Origin of the sequence: Bradyrhizobium guangdongense, assembly GCF_004114975.1 — a bacterium.
In the GTDB taxonomy this organism is placed as follows: domain Bacteria; phylum Pseudomonadota; class Alphaproteobacteria; order Rhizobiales; family Xanthobacteraceae; genus Bradyrhizobium; species Bradyrhizobium guangdongense.
In genome coordinates this window covers 6,754,448-6,773,960 of record NZ_CP030051.1, presented here as the reverse complement: position 1 = coordinate 6,773,960, position 19,513 = coordinate 6,754,448, and the positions used below count along the sequence as shown (strand labels likewise).

15 protein-coding genes are annotated in these 19,513 nt (G+C 64.8%); 8 read left to right on the top strand and 7 right to left on the bottom strand.

Annotated features, from left to right (window positions below):
• Positions 1-83: 83 nt before the first annotated feature.
• A complete protein-coding gene (gene gltB, locus X265_RS32420) occupies positions 84-4,817 on the bottom strand; it encodes a glutamate synthase large subunit (RefSeq protein ID WP_128968513.1) in 4,734 nt (1,577 codons plus the stop codon).
• 490 nt (positions 4,818-5,307) lie between these two features.
• Here gltB and X265_RS32415 point away from each other — a divergent pair, with 490 nt between their 5' ends.
• Positions 5,308-6,051: a hypothetical protein gene (locus tag X265_RS32415; RefSeq protein ID WP_128968512.1), complete on the top strand. Its 744-nt coding sequence runs from the start codon at positions 5,308-5,310 to the stop codon at positions 6,049-6,051.
• A 60-nt stretch (positions 6,052-6,111) separates the two neighbouring features.
• Here the strand turns inward: X265_RS32415 and X265_RS32410 are convergent, their stop codons facing one another.
• Together X265_RS32410 and X265_RS32405 are read right to left on the bottom strand one after the other, a co-directional pair.
• Positions 6,112-6,882, bottom strand: coding sequence for an alpha/beta fold hydrolase (locus X265_RS32410; RefSeq protein WP_128968511.1), 771 nt, complete (start codon positions 6,880-6,882; stop codon positions 6,112-6,114).
• 150 nt (positions 6,883-7,032) lie between these two features.
• A complete protein-coding gene (locus X265_RS32405; protein ID WP_164938902.1) occupies positions 7,033-7,494 on the bottom strand; it encodes an Hsp20 family protein in 462 nt (153 codons plus the stop codon).
• A gap of 233 nt (positions 7,495-7,727) precedes the next feature.
• Here X265_RS32405 and X265_RS32400 point away from each other — a divergent pair, with 233 nt between their 5' ends.
• Positions 7,728-8,675, top strand: a complete 948-nt coding sequence (locus X265_RS32400; protein WP_128969490.1) for an alpha/beta fold hydrolase — start codon at positions 7,728-7,730, stop codon at positions 8,673-8,675.
• 152 nt (positions 8,676-8,827) lie between these two features.
• Here the strand turns inward: X265_RS32400 and X265_RS32395 are convergent, their stop codons facing one another.
• Positions 8,828-11,632, bottom strand: coding sequence for a di-heme-cytochrome C peroxidase (locus X265_RS32395; protein ID WP_128968509.1), 2,805 nt, complete (start codon positions 11,630-11,632; stop codon positions 8,828-8,830).
• Between the two features lie 192 nt (positions 11,633-11,824).
• Positions 11,825-13,621: an adenylate/guanylate cyclase domain-containing protein gene (locus X265_RS32390; protein WP_128968508.1), complete on the bottom strand. Its 1,797-nt coding sequence runs from the start codon at positions 13,619-13,621 to the stop codon at positions 11,825-11,827.
• Between the two features lie 227 nt (positions 13,622-13,848).
• Here X265_RS32390 and X265_RS32385 point away from each other — a divergent pair, with 227 nt between their 5' ends.
• Positions 13,849-14,478, top strand: coding sequence for a LysE family translocator (locus tag X265_RS32385; protein ID WP_128968507.1), 630 nt, complete (start codon positions 13,849-13,851; stop codon positions 14,476-14,478).
• 133 nt (positions 14,479-14,611) lie between these two features.
• Here X265_RS32385 and X265_RS32380 read toward each other — a convergent pair whose 3' ends face one another.
• Positions 14,612-15,364, bottom strand: a complete 753-nt coding sequence (locus tag X265_RS32380) for a sulfite exporter TauE/SafE family protein (protein ID WP_128968506.1) — start codon at positions 15,362-15,364, stop codon at positions 14,612-14,614.
• An 89-nt stretch (positions 15,365-15,453) separates the two neighbouring features.
• Here X265_RS32380 and X265_RS32375 point away from each other — a divergent pair, with 89 nt between their 5' ends.
• Positions 15,454-16,344, top strand: a complete 891-nt coding sequence (locus X265_RS32375; protein ID WP_128968505.1) for a LysR substrate-binding domain-containing protein — start codon at positions 15,454-15,456, stop codon at positions 16,342-16,344.
• Positions 16,345-16,922: 578 nt separating this feature from the next.
• On the opposite strand, the gene X265_RS32365 is transcribed toward X265_RS32375, so the two are convergent.
• The gene (locus X265_RS32365; protein ID WP_128968503.1) at positions 16,923-17,138 is read right to left on the bottom strand and encodes a hypothetical protein; all 216 of its coding nucleotides are present in this window, start codon (positions 17,136-17,138) and stop codon (positions 16,923-16,925) included.
• Between the two features lie 323 nt (positions 17,139-17,461).
• On the opposite strand from X265_RS32365, the gene X265_RS32360 reads away from it, so the two are divergent.
• From X265_RS32360 to X265_RS32350, 4 genes are read left to right on the top strand one after another with little or no spacing between them, the layout of a single operon-like run.
• On the top strand, positions 17,462-17,971 hold the full coding sequence (locus tag X265_RS32360) for a DUF2243 domain-containing protein (RefSeq protein WP_128968502.1): 510 nt from the start codon (positions 17,462-17,464) through the stop codon (positions 17,969-17,971).
• Positions 17,943-18,107 carry a hypothetical protein gene (locus X265_RS40865; protein WP_164938901.1) on the top strand — a complete coding sequence of 55 codons (165 nt, stop codon included), beginning with the start codon at positions 17,943-17,945 and terminating at the stop codon, positions 18,105-18,107. Before X265_RS32360 ends, X265_RS40865 begins: the two co-directional genes overlap by 29 nt.
• A 58-nt stretch (positions 18,108-18,165) precedes the next feature.
• Positions 18,166-18,603 carry an NUDIX hydrolase gene (locus X265_RS32355; protein WP_128968501.1) on the top strand — a complete coding sequence of 146 codons (438 nt, stop codon included), beginning with the start codon at positions 18,166-18,168 and terminating at the stop codon, positions 18,601-18,603.
• Between the two features lie 49 nt (positions 18,604-18,652).
• A complete protein-coding gene (locus X265_RS32350; protein ID WP_128968500.1) occupies positions 18,653-19,513 on the top strand; it encodes an SIR2 family NAD-dependent protein deacylase in 861 nt (286 codons plus the stop codon).

The following is a 19,513-nucleotide window of genomic DNA, read 5'->3' as shown; positions in this document are numbered from 1 at the left end:
TTGTTTCTTCTCGTCATTGCGAGGAGCGAAGCGACGAAGCAATCCAGTGCTTCGCTGCGCTCGCAATGACGGGGTGTGATGCCTTACGCCCCGATCGCGATTTTCGGCTCGGCGTCCGCGTTGGCGGCCATTTCGCGCAGCGCGCGCCGGTACTCGACCGGCATCACCTTGCGGAATTTGGGCAGCCATTCCTTCCAATTGGCGAGGATCTCGGCGGCGCGCCTGGAGCCGGTCGCTTTCGCATGGCGCGTGATCAGGACGTGCAGCCGCTCGACGTCGGAGGCGAGCAGGTTGTTGAACACGTCGACCCGGCCATGCGCCTCGAGGTCACCCGAGTGGTGATAGGTGCCGGCATTGATCAGCTCTTCCGACAGCACCGGCTCGAGCTCGACCATGGCCATGTTGCACAGCCTGTCGAAGTCGCCGGTCTCGTCGAGCACGTAGGCGATGCCGCCGGACATGCCGGCCGCGAAGTTGCGCCCGGTCTTGCCGAGCACGACCACGATGCCGCCGGTCATGTATTCGCAGCAATGATCGCCCGCGCCCTCGACCACGGCGACCGCGCCCGAGTTACGCACGGCAAACCGTTCGCCGGCGATGCCGCGGAAGTAGCACTCGCCTTCGATCGCGCCGTACATCACGGTGTTGCCGACGATGATGCTCTCCTCCGGAACGATGGCGCTGTTGGCCGGCGGCTTGACGATGATCTTGCCGCCCGAGAGGCCCTTGCCGACATAATCGTTGCCTTCACCCTCGAGCTCGAAGGTGACGCCGTGGGCGAGCCACGCGCCGAAGGCCTGGCCGGCGGTGCCCTTGAGGCTGACATGGATGGTGTCATGGGGCAGGCCGGCATGGCCGTAGATCTTGGCGACCGCGCCCGACAGCATCGCACCGGCCGAGCGGTTTGTGCTGTTGATCGCGGCTTCGATCTTCACCGGCGCGCCGCGATCGAGCGCGGGCTTCGCCTTCTCGATCAGCGAGCGGTCGAGCACGGCCTCCAGATGATGGTTCTGGCGCTCGGAGTGATAGATCTTCTGGCCCTTCTCTTCCTTCTGCTTGACGAACAGCTTCGAGAAATCGAGGCCCTTGGCCTTCCAGTGCGCGACCAGCTTGGTCTGGTCGAGCAGCTGAACCTGACCGACCATCTCGTTGAAGGTGCGGAAGCCGAGCGAAGCCATGATCTCGCGAACTTCCTCGGCAACGAAGAAGAAGTAGTTGATCACGTGCTCGGGCTGGCCGGTGAAGCGCTTGCGCAGGACGGGGTCCTGCGTCGCGACGCCGACCGGGCAGGTGTTGAGATGGCACTTGCGCATCATGATGCAGCCGGCCGCAATCAAGGGGGCAGTGGCGAAGCCGAACTCGTCTGCGCCGAGCAGCGCGCCGATCACGACGTCACGGCCGGTGCGGAAGCCGCCGTCGACCTGGACCACGATGCGGCTACGCAGCCGCTCGCGCACCAGGGTCTGGTGGGTTTCGGCGAGGCCGATCTCCCACGGCGAGCCGGCGTGCTTGATCGAGGTCAGCGGCGATGCGCCGGTGCCGCCCTCGAAGCCCGCGATGGTGACGTGGTCGGCGCGCGCCTTGGCGACGCCCGCGGCGACCGTGCCGACGCCGATCTCGGAGACGAGCTTGACCGAGACGTCGCCCGTCGGGTTGACGTTCTTGAGGTCGTAGATGAGCTGCGCCAGATCCTCGATCGAGTAGATGTCGTGATGCGGCGGCGGCGAGATCAGGCCGACGCCCGGCGTCGAGTGCCGGACCTTGGCGATGGTCGCGTCGACCTTGTGGCCGGGCAGCTGGCCGCCTTCGCCGGGCTTGGCACCCTGCGCCATCTTGATCTGCATCATGTCGGAGTTGACGAGATACTCCGTGGTGACGCCGAAGCGGCCCGAGGCGACCTGCTTGATCGCCGAGCGCATCGAATCCCCGTTCGGCATCGGCTTGAAGCGGTCGGCTTCCTCGCCGCCTTCGCCGGTGTTCGACTTGCCGCCGATCCGGTTCATGGCGATCGCGAGCGTGGTGTGCGCCTCGCGCGAGATCGAGCCGAAGCTCATCGCGCCGGTGGCGAAGCGCTTGACGATGTCCTTGGCCGGCTCGACCTGCTCGATCGGGATCGGCTTACGCTTCTCTTCCTCCGCGTTCTTGATCCGGAACAGGCCGCGCAGCGTCAAAAGGCGCTCCGACTGCTCGTTGAGGATCTTTGCGAAGGCGCGGTAGCGCTCCTGCGAATTGCCGCGCGCGGCGTGCTGGAGCAGCGATACCGACTCGGCGGTCCAGGCATGGTCCTCGCCGCGGCTGCGATAGGCGTATTCGCCGCCGACATCGAGCGCGCTCTTGTAGACCAGCGCCTCGCCGAACGCGTCGGCATGACGGCGCACGGCCTCTTCCGCGATCTCGGCAAGGCCGACGCCTTCGACACGGGTATGCGTGCCGGCGAAGAACTTCGCGACGAAATCGGCCTTGAGGCCGACCGCGTCGAAGATCTGCGCGCCGCAATAGGACTGGTAGGTCGAGATGCCCATCTTGGACATCACCTTCAAGAGGCCCTTGCCAATCGACTTGATGTAGCGCTTGACGATTTCGTAGTCGTCGAGCGAGCCGGGCAGGCGGTCCTTCATCGCGATGATGGTCTCGAACGCGAGGTAAGGATTGATCGCTTCGGCGCCGTAGCCGGCGAGGCATGCGAAGTGATGCACTTCGCGCGGCTCGCCGGATTCGACGACGAGACCGACCGAGGTGCGCAGGCCCGTGCGGATCAGGTGATGGTGCACGGAGGCGCAGGCCAGCAGCGACGGGATCGGCACGCGATCGGTGCCGACCATGCGGTCGGACAGGATGATGATGTTGACGCCTTCGCGCACCGCGCTTTCGGCCCGCGCGCAGAGCTCGTCGAGCACCTGGTCCATGCCGGCTGCGCCGAGGCCGGCGTGGAAGGTGGTGTCCAGGGTGCGCGACTTGAAGTGCGTGTCGGCCACGTCGGAGATCGAGCGGATCTTTTCGAGATCGGCGTCGGTCAGGATCGGCTGGCGCGCTTCCAGGCGCTTGGTGGTCGCCATGCCCTGCAGGTCGAACAGGTTCGGGCGCGGCCCGATGATGGAGACGAGGCTCATCACCAGCTCCTCGCGGATCGGGTCGATCGGCGGGTTGGTGACCTGCGCAAAGTTCTGCTTGAAGTAGGTGAACAGCGGCTTGGCCTTGTCCGACAGCGCCGAGATCGGCGTGTCGTTGCCCATCGAGCCCGCGGCTTCCTCGCCGGTGGCCGCCATCGGCGTCATCAGGATCGCGATGTCCTCCTGGCTGTAACCGAACGCCTGCTGGCGATCGAGCAGCGACAGGTTGGAGCGCACGCCGGTGGTAGGCACCTTCGGCAGCTCTTCCAGCACGATCTGGGTCCGCTCCAGCCACTCCTTATAGGGATGGCTCTTGGCGAGCTCGGCCTTGATCTCATCGTCGGGGATCAGACGACCCTGTTCGAGGTCGACCAGCAGCATCTTGCCGGGCTGCAGGCGCCACTTGGTGATGATCTGGTCCTCGGGGATCGTCAGCACGCCCATTTCGGACGCCATCACGATGCGGTCGTCCTTGGTCACGAGGTACCGGGCCGGCCGCAAACCGTTGCGGTCGAGCGTGGCGCCGATCTGGCGGCCGTCGGTGAAGGCGATCGCGGCGGGGCCGTCCCACGGCTCCATCAGCGCGGCGTGATATTCGTAGAAGGCGCGGCGCTTCTCATCCATGAGCGGATTGCCGGCCCACGCTTCCGGAATCATCATCATGACGGCGTGCGGCAGCGAGTAGCCGCCCTGCACCAGGAATTCGAGCGCGTTGTCGAAGCAGGCGGTGTCCGACTGGCCCTCGTAGGAGATCGGCCACAGCCGGCTGATGTCCTTGCCGTAGAGCTCGGAGCTCACCGAAGCCTGCCGCGCCGCCATCCAGTTGGTGTTGCCGCGCAGCGTGTTGATCTCGCCGTTATGCGCGATCATGCGGTAGGGATGCGCCAGCGACCACGCCGGGAAGGTATTGGTCGAGAAGCGTTGGTGAACGAGCGCGAGCGCGCTCTCGAAATCCTTCTCGTGCAGATCGGGATAGTACTTGCCGAGCTGGTCGGCGAGGAACATGCCCTTGTAGATCACGGTGCGGCAGGACATCGAGCAGGGGTAATAGCCGGCAAGACCGCGGTCGCGGCGCTGGTAGATGGCCTGCGAGATCGACTTGCGCAGGATGTAGAGCCGGCGCTCGAACTCGTCCTCGCTCTTGGCCGTGCCGTTGCGGCCGATGAACACCTGCATGCAGGCGGGCTCGGTCGGCTTCACGGTGACGCCGAGCGAGGAATTGTCGGTCGGCACGTCGCGCCAGCCGAGCAGGGTCAGGCCCTCGTCCTTGATCTGGTCGGCGATGATGCTCTTGATGACGTTGCGCCAGGCGGTGTCGCGCGGCATGAACAGCGCGCCGATGGCGTATTCGCCGGGCGCCGGCAGCGCAAAGCCGAGCTCCTTGGCCTTGCGGCTGAAGAAGGCGTGCGGGATCTGCACCAGGATGCCGGCGCCGTCACCGGCGCGCGGGTCGGCGCCGACGGCACCGCGGTGTTCGAGATTGCACAGGATGCTCAGCGCATCCGAGACGATCTCGTGCGACTTGTTGCCCTTGATGTTGGCAATGAAGCCGACGCCGCAGGAATCCTTTTCCAGGCTCGGATCGTAGAGACCTTCAGCTTTGGGCCGCGAATTGTGCTCCTGGATCGGATCGGTCGTTTTCGAGGCGACCGTCGCCGACAGCTCTTCTGCCACGATGTTTGCGCGCTCGAATTGCGACCCGTTCATTGTTCCAATCCTCTCCGTGCGGCAAGCTGCCTCACCGCCATCTTCGGCGCACCTTCGGCGTTCCGCGGCACCCGCCTCTGGGTCACCGCTCGTCCGTTGCGAGCCGCATTTTCTTAAATTCAGGCCAAGGCGCTCTTCGTCCCCGAGAACGGCTTTGCCTGTTGCCTTATGGCGCTGGAAGGCACAGGTTTTCGCTGCAATCCCTATGCCGGAACCGCGAGCAAAATTGAGACAGTCTTCCTGTCCTAACCATCACCTTGCCAAATTTTTGTCTAGCACACAAGCGCGCGGAAGTCCCGATTCCCGATATGTCGATCAATCGCTTTCCGAAAGTTGCGCGGCCCGGTTTTGGAGCAAACGCGCCGCGATCCGGCCCTGTGCACGCCGAAATCCCGGATGAAGCTTCGGATCAGCCCTTCGAACGGCGCGCCATGCCGGAAGAAGCGAAAGAGCGCCGATCATTCGGGGGCCTGACAGGAGCGTGTCGACCATGAAGTTTTTCACAGAATGTGTGGCCGCGGCCACGCTGGCGCTGGCTGCAACCGCTACCCAGGCACAAGTTCCGGCCAGTGGTATCTCCGGAGGGGCCTATATTGCGGTGTCGGATTTCGACGGGCCCTATGTCGCGCCGGAAGCCGCGCCGCCACCGCGCTACGGCTATGGTTATGAGGAGCGCGGTCCGGCGCCGGCCCTGCTGCCGCCCACCGAGGTCTACGCGGTGCTGCGCGACAACGGCTTCTCGCCGCTCGGCATCCCGCGCCTGCGCGGCGCCGTCTACACCATCGCGGTGATCGACCGCCGCGGCGACGATGGCCGGCTCGTGATCGACGCTCGCGACGGCCGGATCATCCGCTTCATGCCGGCCGCGGACGCCTACGGCATGATCCCCGGCTATGAGGAGCCCGCGGTTGCGCCTTACGAGCCGCAAACCGCGCTGCCGCCGCCGACCATGGTTCGCAGCGGCCCGCCGCGCCCGCCGGCGCCGATTCCCCATGTCGCCAGCCGGACCGTGCCGCTGCCGAAGGCGGCTCCGCGGCGCGCCGAGATGCCGGTCGCGGCTGTGAAGCCCGCCGAACAGCCGACGCAAGCCCAGCCCGCGCAGCAGACCGCCGCCATACAAGCAAAACCCGCCGACGCCGCGCCGTCGGTTGCCGCTCCGACCGTCGGCCAGGTCAGATCAACTCCACCCATCTTGCCCACACAGGAGATGCCGCCCGTGCAGGGACTGGATTAGGCTGAGCATGCAAGAAGCGCCCGAAGAGCTCGGGCGCTATGGCACCACAGAGGCAATGCCTCAGCTGCGCGGATAGCCCGCCGCCTCCAGGATCAGATTCGCCACCTCTTTCGGATGCGACACCAGCGAGAGGTGGCCGGCGTCGAGCTCGATCGTGGTCGCGTTCATCCGCTTGGCGAGGAAGCGCTCGAAGTCGGGGTTGATGGTACCGTCATTCTTCGACACCGCGTACCAGCTCGGCTTCGAACGCCAAGCGGCTTCTGTGGTGCGGCCGGCGAAGATCGAGGCGGCCGTCGGCCATTGGACCGCGTAGAGCTCCTTGGCGCGTTCCGGCGCGACGCCGTTGGCGAAATATTTCAGGAAGGCGTCTTCCGATAGGCTGGTGTAGCCGTCGTGCTCGACGATGCCGGCGCGCGCGGGACCGGTGGGAAACTGCTTCGACAACGCAATGAAATCCTCATTGGCATCGGGCGCGCGCGCGGCGATATAGACGAGGCCGGTGACCCTTGGATCGGTGCCGACCTGGCTGATCACGGTGCCGCCCCAGGAATGCGCGACCAGCACCGTCGGCCCCTCCTGCTCGGCCAGCACACGCTTGGTCGCCTCGACCGACTCGGCGAGCGATCCCAGCGGATTCTGCACGGCGGTGACGTTGAGCCCGGCAGCCTGAAGAATCGGGATCACCTCCGACCAGCTCGAGCCGTCGGCCCAGGCGCCGTGCACCAGCACGACGTTCTTGGCCCTCACGGCCTGTGGGGTCTGTGCCTGGGCAAGGCCGATGGGGGCTGCCAGCAGGCTCGCGGCGACGAAAAGGCTGCGCCAGAAAGTCATGATTGTTCTCCGTCCTGGTTTTGGCTGCGATGTCCCAAGGACGGAGCGGGTGGCGGCGCTGTTACGCCTCCTCACCACCCTGTGATGCGATGCAAAAAAACGCCCCGGGGCACCGGGGCGTTTTCGCAACCTGGAAGTGACGTGCGCGGCTTAGGCGGCGACCGAGTTCTCGATCACCTGGGCCTTCGCGGCGCCGCTGTTGATCGCGATCTGGCGCGGCTTCTTGGCTTCGGGAATCTCGCGGACGAGGTCGACATGAAGCAGGCCGTTCTCGAGCGACGCGTCCTTCACCTGCACGAAATCGGCAAGCTGGAAGGCGCGCTCGAAGGCGCGGGCGGCGATGCCGCGATAGAGCACTTCGGATTTCGAGTTCTCGTTGGCGACTTTCTCGCCCTTGATCGTCAGCGTGTTTTCCTTCGCGACGATGGAAAGCTCATCCTTGGCAAAGCCCGAGACCGCAACGGTGATGCGATAGGCGTTCTCGCCGGTGCGCTCGATGTTGTAGGGGGGATAACCGGGGCTGCCATCCGAACTTGCCTGGTCGAGCAGGTTGAAGAGGCGGTCGAAGCCGACGGTGGAACGATAGAAGGGGGTGAGATCGTAGGTACGCATGGTCAAGTCCTCCATTGAGCGACTGTTTGGTAACCCGCCCGCCAATCGGGCCGGGCTGACGTCTGTGTGCAGCCTGATGTTCCGGTTCCGAAACACTGGTAGCGGCCTGCACGGAGATGATATGGGTGGGTCCAGACGGCGTTCAAGAGGGCGGTAGCGGCGCCTTTTCGGCGCTCCCGCCCCTGGATTTTCAGGACTTGAGTACGGCCCTTGGCGCCCAAGCACTTCCCATCATGACGCTGGTCTCGATTCCGTCCAATCCCGTGCCTGAAGACGTCGTCAGCGGCACCATCAAGACGCCCGACGGTGTCGAGCTGCGGTTCGCGCGCTGGGCGCCGCCGGCCAACCGCAAGGGGACGGTTTGCGTCTTCACCGGCCGCAGCGAGCAGATCGAGAAATATTTCGAGACGGTGCGCGATCTGCGCGACCGCGGTTTTGCCGTGGCGATGATCGACTGGCGCGGGCAGGGCCATTCGGCGCGCCGCCTGCGCGATCCGCGCAAGGGATATGTGCGCAACTTCGCCGATTACGAGATCGACGTGGAGACCTTCGTGCAGCAGGTGGTGCTGCCGGATTGCCCGCCGCCGTTCTTCGCGCTGGCCCATTCCATGGGCGGCGCCGTGCTGCTGCGGCTGGCGCATGCGCGGAAGCGCTGGTTCGACCGTATGGTGCTGACCGCGCCGATGATCGATTTGCCCGGTCGCGCCACATCGTTTCCGGTGCGGGCGCTGTTGAAGACGATGCGGATGCTGGGACGGGGCGGCGGTTATGTGCCCGGCGGCAGCGACCAGCTCACCGGCCTGTCGCCCTTCATCAACAATCCTCTCACCAGCGATCCCGTGCGCTACGCGCGTAACGCCGCGATCCTGGAGGAGGACCCGACGCTTGGCCTGGCATCACCGACCGTCGCCTGGGCCGATACGGCCTTCCGCGCCATGCACGCGTTCAAGGGCATGAACTACCCCTCCGAGATCCGCCAGCCGATCCTGATGCTGGCGGCCTCCAACGACACGGTCGTTTCCACTGCCGCGATCGAGGAGTTCGCCTATCATTTGCGTGCCGGCTCGCATCTCGTGATCGCTGGGTCGAAGCACGAGATCCTGCAGGAGCAGGACCGCTACCGCTCCCAGTTCTGGGCAGCGTTCGACGCGTTCGTGCCGGGCACGCCGCTGTTCAAGTGAGATCTGCTCCCTCGCCCCGCTTGCGGGGAGAGGGTTGGGGTGAGGGAGAGTCTCCACGGGGACGGTGAGAGTTGGGCTTGTGGAGAGTCCCCCTCACCCGCCACGCTTCGCGTGTCGGCCTCTCCCCGCAGGCGGGGAGAGGCGAAGACAACTCACAGCGTCTTCAAATACTCGATCAAATCGTAGCGCTCCTGCTCCTTGAGCACACGACCGATGGTGCCGTCTTTGCCGGGACCCGGCGTGCCATCGAACGAGTGGCCGGCATTGCTGTTGCCGTACAGCTCGGTGCCGTCAGACGCCAGCGTCGAGAAGCGCGACTGCCCGGTCTTGCAGCTCTCGCCGTCGGTGACCGCGAAGCCGACCTGCTTCGGATCATAGTCGCGATCGCCACCCATGCAGAACGATTTGGGACGCTCCGCCGCGGGGCTCAGCATCCAGTAGAGCGAGGGTACCGATCCGTTGTGCAGGTACGGCGCGGTGGCCCAGACGCCGTTGAGCGGGCGCGCGCGATACCAGGGCCCCTTCTCCAGCTTGTCCGGCGGTTGCGGACCGGAATTGGGGCAGTTCTTGCGCGCCCCCCACCAGGCCTGCTGAACCTTCGGATCGATCTTGGCATCGTCCATCGCCTTGCGGCTGACGATGTCGACGAGCACCATCAGGCCGAGCGCGTACGGCATGTCGGTCGAAGAGACGTCGGGCAGATTGCAGCCCCACCAGGTATTGAGGTTCTGCGTGGGGTCGAGTTTGAGGAAGCCCGGCACCTGAACCGTCCGCGTCGCCAATATGCTGGCCTGAGCCGGGTCCGTTCCCATGCCTTTGGCGCTTTTCTGGACCTCGTTCAGGAGTTTGTCGTTGCCGATGGTTTCCCACCGTGACGAAGACCAGATGCTCTGGTCCGGAAATTCGCTGTCGAACACGGGATCGTTGACCGGACCGAGATGGCATTCGACGCAGATATCCGCATAGAGCTTGCGGCCGCGTTTGACGCGCTCGCCATCGATTTTCCACGCGGCGTCACCGAAGATGTCCGATGGCCATTTCGGCGAGGTCAGTCCGGAGAGCTGCTTCTTCGGAAAGGGCGCCGATCCCTTCAGCAGGTCCTCGATCCAGTTCAGATTCTTGATGTCCATCGACGAGCGAAACAGCGTGTCCTTAGGGCTGTTGTCGGACAGGTTGAGCAGCGCGGTCACGCCCAGCGCTTCGCCGGCATTGCGGATCAGCGGCTGCTCGATGGACGCGTCATATTGCGCGTATTTGAGCCAGGGGATGGTCCAGATCGGCGGGAAGCTGACCGGTGCGTCCTTGGCATGCAGATTCTTCTCGAAGCCGCTGAGGCCACTCAGCGCCATATCCTGTGAGAAGACCTGATTGCCGATGCGGTTGAGCGCGTCGAGGCGGCCATATCCTTCCTCGGTGTCCTGCTGCTGCTCTTCGCGCTTCGTCTTCTCGTTGAACCTGGTCTTGCCCGCGATGGTCTTGTCGTAGGTCGTTTCCCAGTCTTTCAGGAACGTGCCGATCGCACTCAGCTTCTGCTTCAGCGCATCGCGGTCGGCATCGCTGGCGGAGGGGCCGAGCACACGGTCGGCGAAGCGCGTGAAGCGGCCGGGCACGAGCAGCGTGTAGGCGATCGACAGGCCGGTCGTGATCTCGAGCTTCCTGAGATCGGTCATCGCTGGGCCGCCGTCGAAGCGGATGTCGATGCCTTTGTAGTGGATCTGCCCGGTGTGGCAGGCGGCGCAGGTGAGCCCGATCCGATCCTCGCCGACCTTGCCGGTCGCAGGATCGGCCACGCCGGTCATGCGCGCAAAGCCGACCGGCAGGCCGTCGACGTTATCGGCCTGGCGGCCCCAGTTGACCGGTGGATCCCACAGCCGCGCCGGCACCGGCTTGGTCTTGTCGTAGACGTTCGCGTAGCCGAACCGGCGCAACGTGGCGTCATCGGTGTTGATCGTCTGCGGGCTCGGGATGAAGCCGAAGCGCTGGAGATGGTCGCTGTCATGCAGCATCCCGGGCTTGGCGAAGAAATGCAGCCGCGGCTGCTCGAGCGCCATGAACCAGCTGTAGGGCACCGGGAAGGTCGCGGTGCCCTGGCTCGCGTGATGAAACCAGTGCCGGTCTTCCAGCGCCCAGTTCTGCTCGAGCCAGTATGCGGCCCGGGGCTCGACAAGCCTAGGCAATGGCGGGGCCACGAACTGGCCGATGACATGGGGCAGCATCGGCTGGAATTGATCGGGAAAGCGCAGCGCCACGATGCCCAATAGCAGCAGCGCGGCAACGAGCCCGCCGGCCGCGCGCAAGATCAGCGAGGGCGGGGTGACCGGCTGGCTCACGATCCGCTGGGTGATCCTGTCGGGGAATTTGCGCTCGTTGAACAATGTCCTCACCTCGGCCACGCTGAGATAGCGATCATCACCCTGACCCTTGCCCATGATCCTGAGCAGGATCGGCCATTCGAACTTCATCAGGAGCGGGTAATACCAGCGCGCCTGGTTGCCGGCGCGCTTGAGGTTGTCGTTCATGAAGGTCTGGATTTGCGAGGCGTTGAGCCCGATTTCGGTGCCGCCGTCCGGATCGACACAGGTGCCGCCGAAACCGGCGAGCCGGGAGAATTCGTCCTCGTTGACCTTTCCGTCGACGCCGAGGATGCGCGAGCCGGCGCCGAGCTTGTCGAGCGGCCCGCCGCGCAAGCGATCGAGCTGTGCGCCCCAGAAGATGCTTTGCAGGATGTGACAGGCGCCGTTGGCGATCAGCGCGACGCCGCGGACCTGGATGCGGGCCGAGGTCTTCTTCAGCCCGGTCTCGCCGCTTGCATTTGCGATGGTCTGCGACAGCGTCCGGAGCGGGACGGTGCCGCCGTCGACTAAGCCTTCGCCGACGAGACCGCGCAGGAACGGGCAGGGATTGTTCGGCGAGACCTCGATTGACGGATCGAACGGCGTCTTGCGGGAGTTATCCATCGGCAATTCCTGAAACAAACGAATCGCGAAAAGCGGCCGCACCGATACAGCGCGGAAAGTCCTAACAAACAGACAGCGGACGATAGCCTGACTATACTACTTCTGGGTGTGACGAAGTGTGGCTGAATTCACTCAGGTGTCAATAAAGCCGGGCGCGAGGTCGCGGTGCGCGCGCAGGCCTGGCCTCACGATTCACGATTCGGCGGCACGCCTGACGTCGCTCTGGATCAACGTGAGCTTGCTGGCCGGCACGCCCGCTTTCAGGAGCCCGTCACGGTAGTGGGCGATGTCCTCCGGCCGTTTCCAGTGAAAATTCCGCAGATGACGGTCGACATTCAGGGTCGGGTAATTGCTCATCAGCACGCCGGTCGCCTCGGCCGCCTCGTTGGTCCGGCCGAGCTGCGCGAGCGCCGCGGCGCGGATCGCCAGCGCCTGCATGTGGTTCGGGTTGACGTAGAGCTGCTCGCGAGCCCACGACAGGGTCGCGTCATATTGGCGGACGAGATAGTGACTGAAGGCGGTCAGCGCCGCCCATTGATAGCGCGGGTCGCTGTTGTCGCGCTGGGCGGCCATCGAAAACAGCTCGATGGCCTGGCGGTGCTCGCCGATGACGAAATGGCAGATGCCGAGCACGCCGCGTGCCCCCATGTCGTAGGGGTTGAGGGCCACTGCGCGCTTGGCGGCGTCCATCGCCGCCTCGTCATGGCCTTCCATCGCGTGCGCCCAGGACAGGATCGAGAACGCAAAGGAGGAGCGCGGGTCGAGCCGGACACTGGTTTCGGCAAGCTGCATCGCTTCAGCCCACATCTCGCGCGTGCCCCTGACCCAGCCGAACTGGATGCTCTGGATCTGGATCGTGGCGAGATAGGCATGTGCGATCGACAGTTTGGGGTCGAGCGCGATCGCCTCCCGGAACAGGCCGACGGCCGCGCCGAGATCCTCCTTGGTTTGCCGGTAATAATGCGACAGGCCTTTCAGGAAGCGGTCCCAGGCCGTGATGTCGTTGGTCGGCCGCGCCGGCGCGGAGGCCTCGGCCCGGACGATCTCGGTGGCGATGGCGGCGGACAGATTGGTCGTGATCTCGTCCTGCATGGCGAAGAGGTCGCCGATGTCGCGGTCGTAGCGGCCGGTCCAGAGCTGCTCGCCGCTCTCCGGCGCGATCAGCTCGGCGGTCACGCGGATCTTGGCGCCGGCGCGCCGCACCGAGCCCTGGATCAGATAGGTGGCGTCGATCTCGCGCGCGATCACGCGGGTGCTGACGTTCTTGCCCTTGAAGGCGAAGGTCGAGTTGCGGCTCAGCACGCGATAGAAGGATTGCAGCGACAGCGCGTGGATCAGGTCCTCGGTCAGGCCGTCGGAAAAATATTCGTCCGTGGCGTCGCTGAGATTGGCGAACGGCAGCACGCCGACGATCGCGGTACGGTAAGGCTGCGACAGCGCCGATCCTTCCTTCAGCTCGGGCGCGAGCGGAGGCGCGCCCTCGGGCGACCAGGTCCAGACCCCGATCGGATCCCTGATATTCTTGAAGCGATGGTTGCCGCCGTCGACCAGCGGCACGGTGAGATGCTTGCTGGCTTCCTTGTACGCCTTGGCCGAGATCGCGAAGCCGCCGGGGCTCGCCACCGATTCCAGGCGGACGGCGATGTTGACGTCGTCGCCGAACACCTCGTCCTCGTCCGCGATGATGTCGCCCATATGGATGCCGAGCCGGAACTGCATGGCGCGGTCGGCGGGCAGATGGTGGTTGCGTTCCGCCATCAGGACCTGCATCGCGATCGCGGCCTCGGTGGCGCCGACGATGGAGGGAAATTCCAGCAGGAAGCCGTCGCCGGTGTTTTTGACGACACGGCCGCCGTGGTTGAGGATGATCGGATGGATCGCGCTGCGATGGGCCTTGAAGGCGGCGTGGGTGCCGGCCTCGTCAATGCCCATCATGCGCGAATAGCCGGCGACATCGGCGCAGACGATGGCAGCCAGACGTCTTTCCATATCCCCCGGAGCTCCAAAGCGAGAGGCCAGCCGCCGCGTGGCAGTCGCAGCGAATCCACGATTTCAAGACCCGGCGCCTTTATAGAACAGACGGGGCCGAGCGGAAGTATGATCCGTATTGCAAATTTGATGCAAATCCCGGGCATTCCCGGCGGTGGACGGCCGGACGCGAACCCATTAAGGCCGGTCCCTTGAGGCCGCCGGGCGGGGCGGCGGAGGCCTTTCTCATGCTCGGCATTCACGAAATCTGGCTCTTTGTCCTGGGCGTGCTGCTCAACATCACGCCGGGGCCCGATTCGGTCTATGTGATCGGCCGCAGCATGCAGATGGGCTGGCGCGGCGGGGCGGCGGCGGCCTTCGGCATCAGTTGCGGCTGTTTTTTCCACGTCGCAGGCGCGGCGATCGGACTTTCGGCGCTCTTGATGGCCTCGTCCACCGCGTTCTCGATCCTGAAACTGGTCGGCGCGGCCTATCTGGTCCTGACCGGCCTTCAGATGCTGTGGTCGCGGCCGGGGCTGCTGGCGGTCAAGGACGAAGCCGAGCGGAGCCCGCTGCGGCGGGTCTTTCTCCAGGGCGTCTTCACCAACGCGCTCAATCCCAAGGTCGCGCTGTTCTTTCTGGCCTTCCTGCCTCAATTCGTCGCAGCCGATGCGCCGCACAAGCCGCTCGCTTTCCTCACGCTGGGCCTGATCTTCATCTGTACGGGCACGCTGTGGTGCCTGGTGCTGGCGGCGTTCGCGGCCAAGGCGGCCCACCGGATGCGGCAGTCCGAGGGCGTGATTGCCTGGGTCAACCGGGCGCTCGGCGGCCTCTTCATCTATCTCGGCATCCGCGTCGCCATGCTGGAGGCGCGGTAGCTCATTCGAACGAATGAGGCGGGTCTTTGTGGCGCGTAGGGTGGACTAGCGAAGCGTAATCCACCTCCTTTATCTCCGCGGACATAGACAGAGGTGGGTTACGCCTTCGGCTAATCCACCCCACGATCGTCTCTCAGGCGAATTCCTTCAGCAGCGCACTGCCGGCGAGATAGACGCCCAACAAAATCATCGCGATCAGGAACCAGCGGCGAAACGCTTCCGCCGGCATCCGCGCCCGCACCGACTGGCCGATGTACATGCCGGCAAAGGCCATGGCCATGGCGACGGCCCCCGGCACGGCATTGGCCGGGGTCAGCAGGCCGCCGGCGGTGAGATTGAAGGCGAGCGCCAGCGTCGCGGTGGTGAAGAACACGCCGAGTGCCTGCACCAGCTCGTCCTTCTCCATGCCGATCGCTTGCATGAACGGCATCGAGGGGATCACCTGTACGCCTGTCGAGGCCGAGATCACGCCGGTGATGATTCCGACCACGCCGCCGGCCCATTTCTCGTTCTCGGGCGCGACGTGGAATTTGAATTTGCTGAGGCCGATGATGGCGTAGACCACCAGCAGGACCCCGAGCACCACGGTGCCGTAGCGGGCATAGGGCCCCGTCAGCGCGCCGGCATTGAGCCAGCATCCGATCACGGTGCCGATCATCAGCGGCCACAGCCGCCTCAGGATGTCGCGCAGATACGGGCCGACGAAGGTCTGCCAGATGTTGGTGACGATGGCGGGCACGATCACGATGGCTATCGCGCGACTCGGCGCCATGCTCACTGCGAGCAGGCCCATGGACACGGTCGGCAGGCCGAGCCCGACCACGCCCTTGACGAATCCGGCGATCAGGAAGACGGCGGCGATGAGGATGAGGAGCGGGTCGATCATGCCGGCACATTGACCGAAGCCGCGCGCCGGCACAATCTGGAGGTTACGGAGACAGCCTTCGTAGGCTACGAAGGCTGAGGAGACCTGCCATGCGTTTCGACCTCGTCGACCTCCAGCTCTTCATCGCGGTCGCCGATCAGCGCAGCATCACGCGCGGCGCCGAGCGCTCGCACCTGGCGTTGGCCTCCGCCAGTGCGCGGATCAGAGGGCTCGAGGACGCGCTCGGCGTCGCGCTGCTCAAGCGCGGGCGCCGCGGCGTCGAATTGACGGCGGCGGGCGAGAGCCTGCTCGACCATGCGCGGCTGGTCATCCACCAGATCGACGCCATGCGCGGCGATCTCGCCGGTTTCGCCAGCGGCGTGCGCGCCAGCGTGCATTTTCTCGTCAACACCTCCGGCCTGTCGGAGCATCTGCCGAAGGCGCTGGCCGGGTTTCTGCGCCAGCATCGCGACATCGCCATCGACATCGAGGAGCGCGAGAGCACCGACATCGCGGCCGCGATCATCGCGGGCGCCGCCGATCTCGGCTTCGCCGCCGAGCACGCGCTGCCCGACCACATCGAACGGTTCGTCTTCAGCGAAGATCATCTGACCTTGGTGACGTCGCGCCGCGGCCCGTTCGCAGGTCGCCGCCAGATCGATTTTCAGGAGACGGGCGCCTGCGAGTTCGTCGGGCTCACCAGCGCGACCGCGCTTCAGATGCACATTTCAAAGCACGCCGCCCGGCTCGGCATGCGCCCGCATTTCCGTGCGCGGCTGCGCGATTTCGACGCGATCTGCCAGCTGGTCTCGGCGGATGTCGGCGTCGCGCTCGTGCCCGAGGCCGCCGCCCGCCGCTGCGCCAAGCTGATGCCGCTCGCCACGGTGCGCCTGCGCGACGCCTGGGCCAACCGCAGGCTCGTGATCTGCGCCCGCAGCTTCAAGACGCTGCCGCGGCCGGCCAAGATGCTGGTGGAGCATTTGAGGGCCGAGGCGGTGTGAGCCGTGCGTGTTGCCGGCCCAACCCCCCGTCGCACTGCGTACCTCCGATCCAAATCGGTCTTTCCGTGTGGCGTTGGCAACCATGCGCGCTGCGGCGATCGGCGCAGGAACGGCAGAAGCCGCATTTCATTGCTCCAGGGTCAGACACTGCCATAGGAGAATTTCGATGCGCATAACGGGTCTCGTGCTCGTCGCTCTGCTGGCCGGCGCTTCCCTCGGGCCAGCAGCGGGGCAGGGTAGTGGAGGAGGTGGAGGAAGCTCCGGCGGTGGTGCAAGCGCAGGTGCAAGCGCAGGCACAGACGGCGCTGCGGGCGGTGGCAGCCCTTCGGCGGGAACAACGGCTCCTGGCACCAACACGGCCGGAACCGCCCAATCGGGCGGCGGCGCCGGCCCGCGGGGATCGACCACCGTCGGCCGCGCGGGCAATCCGGCGGGCGGCACCAGCAGCGGTCGCATCGACGGGACGGCGACGCCTGGTCCCTCGATGCAGGGCGACGATCAGATTCGCTCGGAAAATTCGCAGAATTCAACGGTCGATCGTAAGATCAAAAGCATCTGCAAGGGTTGCTAGAGCATGATCAGGACGCCGCCTTGTCCGGCGTCCAATCGAGATCCGCATCGTCGTGAGGTTTGGGATCGGGAGCGCAAGGCTTGATCTCCAAATCGTCCTCGAGCATGGGCTGATCTTCGGTGTGCTCGACCAGGCCGGCCTGCTCTGCTTTCTCCAAAGCTTCCTCCTTCGTCGGAAACGTCCGGCTCAGCTTTTCCTCGTCCTTGAACAGGGCGTATGCCATGGCAGCCTCGCTTCAGTCCGGCCCGCTACGCCATTTCCCTGAGATTGCTCGGGCTGGCGAGATGCCGTTCAGCATGTTCATCTCCAACGTGTGAGCGACAGACGCCCCGGCACCTCCAACGTTCCTATCCATCGATGAAGATGCTGACGCGGCGTCGGCTCCCACGTGGAGCGCTCTCTCCCACTTAACGCATGTTATCGCCGACGTCGGAGGTCCGAAAATTTCAGGCCTCTGCTCTGCTCGTGCTGATCGCCATAGGAACGGCGGCGTGCAAAACGCCTTGTCTCGCGTTCGCAGCGTCGTGCCGGAGACGAGTTCAACAGATGCTAGACAGCAGACCAGCCAGCTTCCCCACCACCGCAGGCGTCCTTCTCGGCCTCGGGCTCGGCGCCTTCTTCGACGGCATCGTCTTTCATCAACTGCTGCAATGGCATCATATGTTAAGCGGCTGGTATCCGCTCAATTCCATCGACAACATCAGACTGAATACGACATGGGATGGGCTGTTTCACAGCGCGGCTTACGTTCTTGTGCTCGCAGGTCTCTATCAGCTGTGGCAGGGCGCGCGCGGGAGCGAGCTGCGATGGTCTCGCTGGCAATGTCTCGGCACGGTGTTGCTGGGGTGGGGCATCTTCAATCTGGTCGAGGGCGTGATCGATCACGAGATTCTCGGGCTGCATCAGGTGAACGAGACGGTGCCCGAGGGACAGCGAATTTTCTGGGATATCGGCTTCCTGTTGTGGGGGGCGGCGATGATGGTGATGGGCGCCGCTATGGCACGAGCTGGCGGACGGGAGGACGTGCATGCGCAAGGCAGCTTGCAGGCTCGCTAGAAGCGCGCCTCCGGCGCTGGTCCATCTGATCTTCCTGTTGTTGCTGGTGCTCGCAACGACACCCGCTATTCGGATCGTCCTGTTCGGTCTGTCACTGGATGATCTCCTGCAGCTGCGTTGCTTTGCGCCCGTCTGACCGGCGCAAAAGGAACCATGGATGCGGCGGTTGCTTATCACTTCACTGGAGGCGCTCGATGGGCAAGAAACAATTCGCCGCTTTACCGTTTCGTCTGGATAATTCCGAGCTGCACGTGATGCTGATCACGACGAGGCGGAAGCGGCGGTGGAGTGTTCCAAAGGGATCGCCGATGCGCGATAAGCAGCCGCATCATACGGCGGAGCTGGAAGCGTACGAAGAGGCGGGCCTGATCGGTGTCGTGGCAAAGCGCGCCCTCGGCAGCTTCAAGCATCGCAAGCGAAAAGGTGAGCGCAAGCGGACCATGAACGTCGCGGTCTTTCCCATGAAGGTGCATGGCCAGGAGCGCTGGTGGCCTGAAAAGGGCGAGCGGGAGGCGATCTGGGTCTCGGCGGAAACGGCCGCGCGTCTGGTGCACAAGGCGCAGCTCCGGCGATTGATCAGCCGCTTCGCAGCGCGGACGGGAAGAAGTGCCTCCACCCTGCTGACGGGGTGAGCGACCCCCTCCCATAGGAACGCGCTGCCTGCCCATTCATTCAATTTGGATGAACAAGCCGCTGATAGGACTCATCGCTGAGGAGCAGTCGCCGCATGAGGTGCTGGCTGCCGCGATCAAGCGGCGTCGCGCGGTCCTGTTCGTCGGCGCCGGCATCTCGATGGCGGTGGGATTGCCGTCGTGGCAGTCGCTGATCGAGCATCTCCTGGATGATCTCGGCCTTGACGGCGACGTCATCGAGGGAATGCATGGTGGATATCAGATGCTTGCAGAGTATTACCGGCTGAAGCGCGGCGGCATCGGCCCGCTCCGCAGCTGGCTCGACCGCAACTGGCGCGTCGATCCGGACAGGATCGCGGCCTCGGAGCTCCACCGGGCGATCGTCGAGCTCGACTTTCCGGTCATCTACACGACGAACTACGACCGCAATCTGGAGACGGCCTTCGACGTTCTTAAGAAGCCCTACGCGAAGATCAGCAACGCGAAAGAGATCGCGAGCGCTGCGACCGGCGTCACTCACATCATCAAGTTTCACGGCGACTTCGATGACGATGCTTCGCTCGTCTTGACCGAGACCGACTTCCTCAATCGCCTTGCGTTCGACTCCCCGCTCGATATCCGGTTTCGTGCCGACGCGCTGGGAAGCACGCTGCTGTTCATCGGATACAGCATGTCGGATCCGAACATACGGCTGCTGCTGCACCGGATCTGGCAGACATGGGACGAGTCCGGGCACCGTCAGGACCGGCCGCGATCCTTTGTATTCGTCGCGCAACGCAATCCGGTGCAGGAAGCCGTGCTGGCGAACTGGGGCATCACCACGATTGCGCCCCCCGACGGCATGGCCGCCGACGACGGTCTCAACCAGTTTCTGCTGGACATCCGCGAACGTCTGGACCGCGGATCATGA

Coding starts and splice junctions, on each gene's coding strand:
- X265_RS32405 (WP_164938902.1), bottom strand. CDS start 7,494: ATGCGTACCTACGATCTCACCCCCTTCTATCGTTCCACCGTCGGCTTC.
- X265_RS32415 (WP_128968512.1), top strand. CDS start 5,308: ATGAAGTTTTTCACAGAATGTGTGGCCGCGGCCACGCTGGCGCTGGCT.
- X265_RS40865 (WP_164938901.1), top strand. CDS start 17,943: ATGCGCAAGGCAGCTTGCAGGCTCGCTAGAAGCGCGCCTCCGGCGCTG.
- X265_RS32390 (WP_128968508.1), bottom strand. CDS start 13,621: ATGGAAAGACGTCTGGCTGCCATCGTCTGCGCCGATGTCGCCGGCTAT.
- X265_RS32395 (WP_128968509.1), bottom strand. CDS start 11,632: ATGGATAACTCCCGCAAGACGCCGTTCGATCCGTCAATCGAGGTCTCG.
- X265_RS32385 (WP_128968507.1), top strand. CDS start 13,849: ATGCTCGGCATTCACGAAATCTGGCTCTTTGTCCTGGGCGTGCTGCTC.
- X265_RS32410 (WP_128968511.1), bottom strand. CDS start 6,882: ATGACTTTCTGGCGCAGCCTTTTCGTCGCCGCGAGCCTGCTGGCAGCC.
- X265_RS32375 (WP_128968505.1), top strand. CDS start 15,454: ATGCGTTTCGACCTCGTCGACCTCCAGCTCTTCATCGCGGTCGCCGAT.
- X265_RS32360 (WP_128968502.1), top strand. CDS start 17,462: ATGCTAGACAGCAGACCAGCCAGCTTCCCCACCACCGCAGGCGTCCTT.
- X265_RS32365 (WP_128968503.1), bottom strand. CDS start 17,138: ATGGCATACGCCCTGTTCAAGGACGAGGAAAAGCTGAGCCGGACGTTT.
- X265_RS32400 (WP_128969490.1), top strand. CDS start 7,728: ATGACGCTGGTCTCGATTCCGTCCAATCCCGTGCCTGAAGACGTCGTC.
- gltB (WP_128968513.1), bottom strand. CDS start 4,817: ATGAACGGGTCGCAATTCGAGCGCGCAAACATCGTGGCAGAAGAGCTG.
- X265_RS32355 (WP_128968501.1), top strand. CDS start 18,166: ATGGGCAAGAAACAATTCGCCGCTTTACCGTTTCGTCTGGATAATTCC.
- X265_RS32350 (WP_128968500.1), top strand. CDS start 18,653: ATGAACAAGCCGCTGATAGGACTCATCGCTGAGGAGCAGTCGCCGCAT.
- X265_RS32380 (WP_128968506.1), bottom strand. CDS start 15,364: ATGATCGACCCGCTCCTCATCCTCATCGCCGCCGTCTTCCTGATCGCC.